Genomic DNA, 8,851 nt, shown 5'->3' with positions numbered 1-8,851 from the left:
CCATTTAAAAACCTATCAAGGACTTTACCAGGAATTACGTCAATATTTAGGCATATCTCGCAAGCGTCAACTGGCTAAACCACTAGTCAACGAACTCAGCTATGCTCGTTATGGATTATGGAATTATGTTTTAAAAGACAAACAAAAACAAGAGCCTTATAATACTTTACAACGCGCTGGCGCTAACCTGCGAGGACTAATGCGGGTACTATTATTTAAGCGCTTTGAGTCGAGTGTTTATGCATTTAAAGAAACTATTCAAAAATTATTGATAGTCCATGAAAGGTTTTTAAATGGACTATCTCAAGGATTTATTCCCGCAGGAGACGAAGCGCAAATTTTGCTATCAACAGATTATAACCAAGCTGAAGAACAAGATTTGATGGATGTATTACGCCAGGTGTCTGGCAAATATGACTTGGCGGATTTTAATGGACAGAAATTACAACAGCATATTGAGCATGATATTAACCTATTCAAAAAAATTCAGGCGTTAGTTGAACCAATTACACCTGATAAAGATGCCAAATTACAGACTTTGATAAATTGGTTAGATAAACCAATACTCAAAGATAAAAAGCGGCTGATTTTTACTCAATATGCTGATACTGCTAAATATCTGCACGACAATTTAAACTCACAAGGTAAGCAAGATGATATTGATGTTATCTATAGCGGAAGTAATAAGAATAAAACTCGTGTAGTTGGCAGATTTGCACCTAAAGCCAATAAAGAATATAAATTTAAGGCTGGTGAGTCTGAAATTAATACACTCATTGCTACCGATGTATTAGCAGAAGGTTTAAACCTCCAAGATGGCGACCTCATCATCAATTATGATTTGCATTGGAACCCTGTAAAACTAATTCAGCGTTTTGGCCGCATTGACAGAATTGGTAGCGATAAAGATGTAATTTATGGATACAATTTTTTACCTGAATTAGGCATTGAACGGAATTTAGGCTTGAAGCAAAAGCTCAAAAACAGAATTCAAGAAATTCATGATTCTATTGGTGAAGATGCTGCAATTCTTGACCTTACAGAACAATTAAATGAAGAAGCTATGTATGCTATTTATGAGCAACAGGGTAAACAGTTGAGCTTTTTTGATATGGAAGGTGAAGAGGATTTCTTGGGTTTAAATGAAGCTGAAGAAATTCTCCGAAAATTACAGAAAGAAGACTCAGGTGAATTTGAGCGGATTGCTAATTTACCGCATGGTATTCGTACAGCTAAATTCTCTATGCAGCAGAAGGGGACATACGTTTTCTGTGAAGCTTCAGACCCCAATCGACCTGAAATCAAAGGCTATCAGCAGTTGTTTTTATTAGACGATGAGGGAAATATAGTTTCTAGGGATATCCCTCGCATTCTGGGTGCAATTAAAGCTGATTCTACTACTCCTAGCTTAAGAGTTAGCAAAGAGCATAACTCTGCTGTGATGCGTGTCAAATCTCAATTTGCAGAAGAAGTGAAGCATCGCCAAGCAGAACGGGAATTTAACCAGCGTTTGACTCAGGGACAACGATATATTCTCCGTGAACTGAGAATATTTTTTAAATTAAGTACTTATGAAGAAGTAAAAGGCCAAGTTAATATTCTAGAAAAAGCGTTTCGTAGTTCTATAACTCAAGTAATTAACCGAGAGTTAAATATACTGCGACGTAATGGTTTCGTCGGTCAGGAATTATTCAATCAATTGGTGCAAATTTACCGACAACATAATATGCATGAATGGCTGAATAATAGTTTACCTACACTGTCTGTACCAATTCCAATTATTATTTGTAGTGAAGCTTTGGAATGATTTTGTGCTAAGGATTTGGTATCGTCTCGCAGACTTGATTGAAAAACCTGCCAATCTTTTAAAAAGACTAGCAGGCATGGCTTATCATCAATCGGAGCGGCGGGATTCGAACCCACGACCTCCACTACCCCAAAGTGGCACGCTACCAAGCTGCGCTACGCCCCGGTCAGAATTATTATCATACAGCAAAACTCTAGGATAAGCAAGAGGCAAATTTAAAAAACCTTAAGCATCCCAGTCGCTTGCAGCAAATCGGGAACAGCAGAAGCATCCCATTTACCTTCTACACATCGCCCTGTATTCAAGATGAAGCGCAGACTGTAGGCATGAGGATAGCCTTCTACCTCCATCCATAATAAATCGCTTTCGGCTTCACAAGCAATTTTTTCCTCTTCCATTAATTCTGTTGCAAGTTGTTTTATGGTGTCTGCTAGCTGTGCTAGTAGGCGGCAAAAATCATTCAACTCGGCTTCGGTTAACTCAATTGCCCAATCATCTGTACCGACTAAACCTTTAAATTCAGGTGCATCGGGGTTCTGGCCTATACGCCAACCAAATCCAGTTTTTAGAAGGCGTTCCATAGCTTAGTTTTTTAACGCAGAGGGACGCTGAGGTTTAACGCAGAGGAACGCAAAGGAAGATTTTGGACTGTGGGTTTGGTCATTTCAGTAGTTCGGCACCTCCTCGTTGGGGTGGTTGTGGGGTGGTTGATGTATTAGGGCTGGGTGTGGTGTTGGGGCTAGGGGGTGGGGTATTTTGGGAACTCGGATTAAATATATTGACTAAGACTTGGACTAGGGCATTTCGTTGGCTGCGGGTGAGACGAGTGATGGCTTTGCGATCGCCTTCTATCGGATTTTCCCGTAGTGTTTCATTGCCTGGGTAAGTAGTATCATACATAATTTCGTTCGCACCCAGGTAATCAGCTAAAGTCAGCTTCCAATCTAAGCGATAAATTGGGGCCCGCCCTTTGGTATAAATGTGATATCTAATCAGGCGACTTACTAAGGTGTTGTTTTCGGCAACTTTCCCATTTTCTTTGCTGATATAGTTGTTTTCTCGTGGTAAAGAAGGTAATTGCTGATATACTAGCTGCCAAACATCGCTAGGTGTGATTCTCTGAGCATAAGTAGGTTGGATACTAAATAAATTTTTATGTATTGATTTGTCCGCCCCTGAACCTAAAACAATTACACCCACCACCATTAAAGCAGTGAGTGTCTGCCAAGGTTTAAGTAGGGGTTGAATGAACGATAAATTTTTGCTCATCCTACCTTCTCTAAAGCCTTTTTTTATAGTTCGCCAATAATTTCTGGTTGAGTCAATTCATCGGACATTTCGATAATTGCCCTTAGTACTGGCTTCATCATCGCATCTTCGTTATTTTCAAAGTCTTCATAACGCCGACGTTTAGCACGATTTGCCACCTGAACCGTAATGCGGTAACGATTTGAGGCTGCACTAATCAGTTCCTCAGAACGGTGCATAATCTGAGACTGAGTTGTTTCAAACTTAGAACGCTTTAGCATAATCAGTGGTTCTTGGGGTCATTCCCCAGTGTAGCAGTACCGATAAATCTGCTGCTGTGTATTTAATCGCTAGCAACCTCTCTCTTGATAGAGGTTGAGAGTGTTTTAGTCAATATAACTTACTTATAATATTACCTGACTAAAGTCACACACCCTTATGGCTGACCTTGTGGAAACTGCTATCAACGCGGGAAACTTCAATACCCTGGTAAAGGCTGCTGAAGCTGCAAATCTCATAGAGACTCTAAAAAGTCCTGGTTCTTTTACGCTATTTGCACCAACTGACGAAGCCTTTGCTAATCTGCCAGAGGGAACCTTAGAATCGCTACTACAAGATATCCCTAAGCTCCAGAAAATTGTGGCATATCATGTCGCTAGTGGGGATGTTCGGTCTGATGATTTGGTACAGATTAATGAGGCACAGACGCTTGAAGGGTCAATTGTAGCCATTGAATCTGCCGACGGCAAATTTAAGGTGAATAACGCCAATGTCATCAAAACAGACATTTTGACAGACAATGGCGTGATCCATATTATTGATGCGGTGTTAATGCCTGCAATGGTGGCGGGGAAATAAGGGGATGGGGCATGGGGCATGGGGCATTGGGCATTGGGCATGGGGCATTGGGCATTGGGCATTGGGCATGGGGCATGGGTTATTCTCCTTGTCCCATTGTCTCCCTCATCTCCCTTATCTCCCTCATCCCCCTTATCTCCCTCATCCCCCTACTCCCTACTCCCTACTCCCTACTCCCTACTCCCAGAATGCACCCACTGCGTGCGGGAAGAGTCAACGTCAACTGCCCAGTTTCTCCTTCACTATTCCACTCAACTTCAGCAGTACCATATAACAGCTTGTTGGGTTGAGTACGTAAACTGACGACATCTGCATTGGCTGTTGCCGAACTTGTGCCAGCGTTGAGGGCAATTATCAATTCCTCTGTTCCTAAAGTTCGCGCAAAGATATAAATTTGTCCTTGAGCATGGAGGACTTGGTAATCGCCTGTACGCAAGGCTGGGTATGTGTGGCGCAGGGCAATTAATTGACGATGAGTATTGAAAATTTCTTGATTCCAGTTACTCTCTAAAGGAAAACCACGACGTGAGTCTGGATCTATTGCACCAAGTAAACCAACTTCATCACCATAGTAGACGCTGGGCGCACCGGGAAAGGTGAGTAGTAGTAAAGTTGACAATTCTATACTACCTATATCACCGCCTGCAATGGTCATCAATCGGGCTGTATCGTGACTTGCTAGCAAATTGAGTTGAGTTAGCTGAATTTCCCAAGGGTAAAGTTGCAGTACTTCTTGAATTTTGGTGGCGTACTCGGTGGCAAATAAGGGTGGGTAGGGTTGATAGTCGCGGCTTTGGACTTGTTCTAAGACTACGCGATCGCCTGCTGCAAAGGCAATTGTCGGCCCAGCAAATAGATAATTCATCACGCCGTCAAATTGCGTTCCATCCAACCACTCGCGGGAATCTCCCCACACTTCACCCACAATGTAAGCTTCGGGATTGACTGCCTTGACGCGATCGCGGAATTCCTGCCAAAATCCAGGAGTTTTTATTTCAAATGGTACATCTAATCGCCAACCATCAATGCCGAATTTTATCCAATATTCGGCAATTTCCATAATATATTCCCGCACTTCTGGATTGTCGTGGTTAAATTCTGGTAAAGCACGATTTCCTGCCCAACCCACGTAGTTTGCAGGGAATTCACCATTGTAAGGTGAAAGCGGCCAGCCTTCAATTTTGAACCAATTTACCCAAGGCGAATGGGGGCCATTTTCTAAAACATCATGGAAGAAGAAAAAACCCCGGCTAGAATGGTTAAACACCCCATCTAGAACAACTTTGATATTCCGTTGATGGGCTGCATCAAGCAATTCTTTAAAAGCCTCGTTGCCCCCCAGCATGGGGTCAACTCGATAATAATCGTGGGTATGATAGCGATGATTGCTGGCGGACTGAAAAATGGGTGTGAAATAAATTGCATTAATTCCCAAATCCTGGATGTAGTCTAAACCTTCCATGATGCCCCATAAGTCGCCGCCTTTATAACCCTGGAGTGTTGGCATAGAGTCCCAATCTTCCCAACGGGCCTCATGCAGTAGCCGTTTGCGCGGCTGTTTGCTTCTAGCAAAGCGGTCTGGGAAGATTTGGTAGAAAACAGCGTGCTTTACCCAGTCTGGTGTTTGAATTTGCATGAATAAATTTTTGTACCTTCAGAAGCGATCGTTGCAAATATTAGCTTCTTTATGGCTCTTACTTATGATAGAGAATCTGTCACTTGTGAGTATTCATTAGCGATTTCACCTTTCTGCTGCTGTTTTATACGCAATAGGACTTACGCACACTCTCCGATTCTTTTCTACCAGATGCTACCCGAACGCGCAGGTTCTGTTGGCGCAGCCTCTTGTAGAAAAGCAAAGGCGGTTCGATAAATTAAGCGCAGTCGGCGATTTTTGCGTAAGTCCTATTTTTGCTAAATTGTGATCCTCCCTAGCAACGCCGGGTTAATCACAGAATATCAAATTTTGTCTGCAATAAAGATAGAAATTGCTTCTACCCTTGTACTTTGCCCCCTCGTACCACAAAACTCGCCGTTTCTATACCAAGGTGTATCTCCTGTGCCCTGAAGATGTGCGGAGTAGTAAACATCATAATTTAGGATGGACAATCCCGTAAGTTCTATTGCAAATCCCTCTAATCGAAGGCTCTGTCCTTTAGTACCACAATACTGATTCAAAAATTTCCAGCTTGTGTCTCCTTGGTCTTGTATGTGTGCGAAGTATCGCAAACCCACATTCTGAGAACCAGGTGCAAGTCTAATTAAGAATCCTTCCAACCTTCTACTTTGCCCCGTTGTTCCACATAAAAGAGGTTGCTTAATAAAGTTGGTGTCGCCGAGACCCTGTAGATGAGCCGTATACTCAATAATAGCTTTTTGACTAGGCTCGGCTTCAGGATACTCGAGTATTCTTTGAGCGTAAGCTTTCTGAACAAGATTAGGTAATGCTAACCCAGTAAGGGCTAAACCACCTTTTATAAAAAAACCTCTGCGAGGAATTTTCATACTCATAGTTCTCCAATTTTTTGTTTTGTAATCATTGACAGTAAGGAAAGCTATGTACAGCTTTTAAACATCAACTAGTTATTTAGTATACTGTTATTTGACTCATTACGATGATTTTTCACAATCCTTAATTATCTGTGAATTTACCGTCGAGAGAGTGCTTTTAGACGCTCCTGGTAAAAGTCACCACGATCGCGGTTACTCTTAAGAGTGCCAGTTAAAAGACCACCCACTTTCAAACCGGGGCATATATCAAGTGCTTCAGTCAAAAACCTTAAACTGCGTAGGTTGGGTTGAGGAACGAAACCCAACATTTTCGGTGGTTTGTTGGGTTTCACTTCGTTCAACCCAACCTACGATTATCCTTAACTGAACCGTATTGGGGTTTGGGCTTCATTACCAAGATGTGTGTACACCGTAGTACCAAGGGGAGGGGTTGGGGGCTTACAAAGGTAGGTATTTTGTATTTGGTCATTTTTTGAATATTTCAGCCGATGTTTAAATCCTGAAACGACCAAACCACGTTAAACAGTTGATAATTTTCTCAACTATTTTTGAGATTCCAAAAAACCTACCCTTGAAAGGGGGTTGGGGGTGGGGTAGAATCTAGGCGGTTTTAGCATTTTCAACTGATACTTGCGCTGCACTAGCTTTCAAGCGGCTCGACCTGATTTTGCGAATACGTTCGCTATTGCGAACACCACCCCCCATCTCATATTCGCGGCTGTCTTTACCGTATTTGATCGCAACCGCCATTAGCATCTTCTCTGAAAGACTGCTTAAGTTTTTTTCCATTTCTTCAATCTCACTTTGAGAAGAGTCAATCACAGACAGAGCGGTATTATAAGCATCAAGTTTTGTACGTAACTGCTCAATTGATGCAATGAGTTTTTCTATATTATTATCATCATCAAATTTGATGCTTGGAACAATCGATTTTAGTCCAGAGGATCTTAACTCAGCTTTTTCTAGAATGCGGGAGGTACGTTTTCTGCGAGACATAGATTTACTCCTTTAAAATGGTTCTAGAGCTAGCTTGCCTCAATTAAACTGCATTCCGGTTCAGCAAAACTCGCAATTTTTTTAATAAAATTTTCAAGCTATAGCAGTAATTTTTCGGAATTTAATTACTAGATATTGGTATTTATAAAAATAATATGTTTAATCTTGATAAAAGCTTGAAGGTAGACCGCTCCCACTTGAAGGTAGACCGCTCCCACTTGAAGGTAGACCGCTCCCACTTGAAGGTAGACTGCTCCCGCTTGAAGGTAGACTGCTCCCGCTTGAAGGTAGACCGCTCCCGCTTGAAGGTAGACTGCTCCCGCTTGAAGGTAGACTGCTCCCGCTTGAAGGTAGACTGCTCCCGCTTGAAGGTAGACCGCTCCCGCTTGAAGGTAGACCGCTCCCGCTTGTTGGAGAGTGCGTAGACGCAAAGCAATTTGTTAGTAGATATTGCTGCGTAGGCAAAACTTAACAGGCGATCGCACTTTGCCCAAAACTATAATAGGACTTACGCATGAGTTACGGACAGGACTTACGCAAAGGCAACGTACTTTCGTCATTGCAAGCATTGCGTTCGCCAAAGGCGTTCCCGCAGGGTAGCAATCTCGTCAAGACTGGGATTGCAACTCTAAGAGACGCTCCGCGAACGCTACACTGCGTTCCGCTCGCAATGACTAATCTAGGACTTACGCACTGTACAAATTAATCATGGTATGTTTCACGAAAATAGGTCGTTTCAGCCTTTATTAATCGTTCTTTGATGATCAGTGAACCCGCGCTGTAGGGGCACGAGCCAGCTCATACGTGTCAACTTAACGTAAAAGCCATGTCCCGCAAGGAACTGAAGTTCCTTGCTAATAGCGAAAGTCATCTTTAGATGACTAAATATAGCCAAAAATCTTTAGTCTACTTCAGTAGACTTTAGCTGAAAGCCAAAGAACTTTAGTTCGAGGCGGGCGAGGAAGCCAACAGTTAAGCTATTTCAAGGCTTTTGTTGACACCAATGAGCAATGCTGTGCCCCTACGACAGATGTGGTTTTTCAAGCCTTACATACTATGTATTTTGCGTCAATGCGTAAGTCCTATAATCATCGCTGCGTAAGTCCTAACGGAGTAACGAACCGCAGAGGCGCAGAGAAGACGGCATTTTCTCAAGAATGATAATGATTAAAGGGGGAGAAAGTGGTTGCTGACGGCAACTGCCTTCTCCCCCCTCAAGTATGCATGAAAAATCTATACACCTCAGTTTGTTGAGTGTTAAAATCACTGTTTTGCTTTCAGCAAATAAATTTAATTTGAGGTAAAAATGAGAGTTTGAGAGATATTTTGCGTAAGTCCTAATCTAATACCGTTTCTTTGTAAAGCTGCATATATTTACCCCCCGGCTACGCCCTCCCCCTTGCCAAGCTACGGTGTATACACAAGTCTTAA

Annotated in this window: 10 protein-coding genes and 1 tRNA gene; 2 read left to right on the top strand and 9 right to left on the bottom strand. The window is 42.3% G+C overall.

Annotation, left to right across the window (positions count from 1 at the left end; all coding sequences use genetic code 11):
* Positions 1–1,807 (top strand): C-terminal helicase domain-containing protein (locus LC574_RS13745; protein WP_267871520.1); only part of this gene is annotated, 1,807 nt, incomplete at its 5' end.
* 91 nt (positions 1,808–1,898) lie between these two features.
* Here LC574_RS13745 and LC574_RS13740 read toward each other — a convergent pair.
* The 4 genes from LC574_RS13740 to LC574_RS13725 form a co-directional block, all read right to left on the bottom strand.
* Positions 1,899–1,972: transfer RNA gene (locus LC574_RS13740), tRNA-Pro, on the bottom strand.
* Between the two features lie 50 nt (positions 1,973–2,022).
* On the bottom strand, positions 2,023–2,388 hold the full coding sequence (locus LC574_RS13735) for a DUF1818 family protein (RefSeq protein ID WP_229454039.1): 366 nt from the start codon (positions 2,386–2,388) through the stop codon (positions 2,023–2,025).
* 79 nt (positions 2,389–2,467) lie between these two features.
* Positions 2,468–3,076 carry a hypothetical protein gene (locus LC574_RS13730; protein WP_229454038.1) on the bottom strand — a complete coding sequence of 203 codons (609 nt, stop codon included), beginning with the start codon at positions 3,074–3,076 and terminating at the stop codon, positions 2,468–2,470.
* Positions 3,077–3,099: 23 nt separating this feature from the next.
* The gene (locus LC574_RS13725) at positions 3,100–3,336 is read right to left on the bottom strand and encodes a DNA-directed RNA polymerase subunit omega (protein WP_100900204.1); all 237 of its coding nucleotides are present in this window, start codon (positions 3,334–3,336) and stop codon (positions 3,100–3,102) included.
* Positions 3,337–3,493: 157 nt separating this feature from the next.
* Between LC574_RS13725 and LC574_RS13720 the strand changes: the two genes are divergently transcribed.
* A complete protein-coding gene (locus tag LC574_RS13720; protein ID WP_229454037.1) occupies positions 3,494–3,913 on the top strand; it encodes a fasciclin domain-containing protein in 420 nt (139 codons plus the stop codon).
* Between the two features lie 163 nt (positions 3,914–4,076).
* On the opposite strand, the gene LC574_RS13715 is transcribed toward LC574_RS13720, so the two are convergent.
* From LC574_RS13715 to LC574_RS13695, 5 genes are all read right to left on the bottom strand, one after another.
* On the bottom strand, positions 4,077–5,549 hold the full coding sequence (locus tag LC574_RS13715; protein ID WP_229454036.1) for a glycoside hydrolase family 13 protein: 1,473 nt from the start codon (positions 5,547–5,549) through the stop codon (positions 4,077–4,079).
* 323 nt (positions 5,550–5,872) lie between these two features.
* Entirely contained in the window at positions 5,873–6,418 is a 546-nt protein-coding gene (locus LC574_RS13710; RefSeq protein WP_229454035.1) for a hypothetical protein, read from the bottom strand.
* Between the two features lie 143 nt (positions 6,419–6,561).
* Positions 6,562–6,756, bottom strand: coding sequence for a hypothetical protein (locus tag LC574_RS13705; RefSeq protein WP_229454034.1), 195 nt, complete (start codon positions 6,754–6,756; stop codon positions 6,562–6,564).
* 268 nt (positions 6,757–7,024) lie between these two features.
* Positions 7,025–7,420 carry a hypothetical protein gene (locus LC574_RS13700; RefSeq protein WP_229454033.1) on the bottom strand — a complete coding sequence of 132 codons (396 nt, stop codon included), beginning with the start codon at positions 7,418–7,420 and terminating at the stop codon, positions 7,025–7,027.
* Between the two features lie 142 nt (positions 7,421–7,562).
* Complete coding sequence (locus LC574_RS13695) at positions 7,563–7,856, bottom strand: hypothetical protein (RefSeq protein WP_229454032.1); 294 nt, start codon at positions 7,854–7,856, stop codon at positions 7,563–7,565.
* Positions 7,857–8,851: the final 995 nt, after the last annotated feature.

The organism is Nostoc sp. CHAB 5715, from assembly GCF_020829685.1.
Lineage (GTDB): Bacteria > Cyanobacteriota > Cyanobacteriia > Cyanobacteriales > Nostocaceae > Nostoc.
This window is presented reverse-complemented; position numbering and strand designations above follow the sequence as displayed.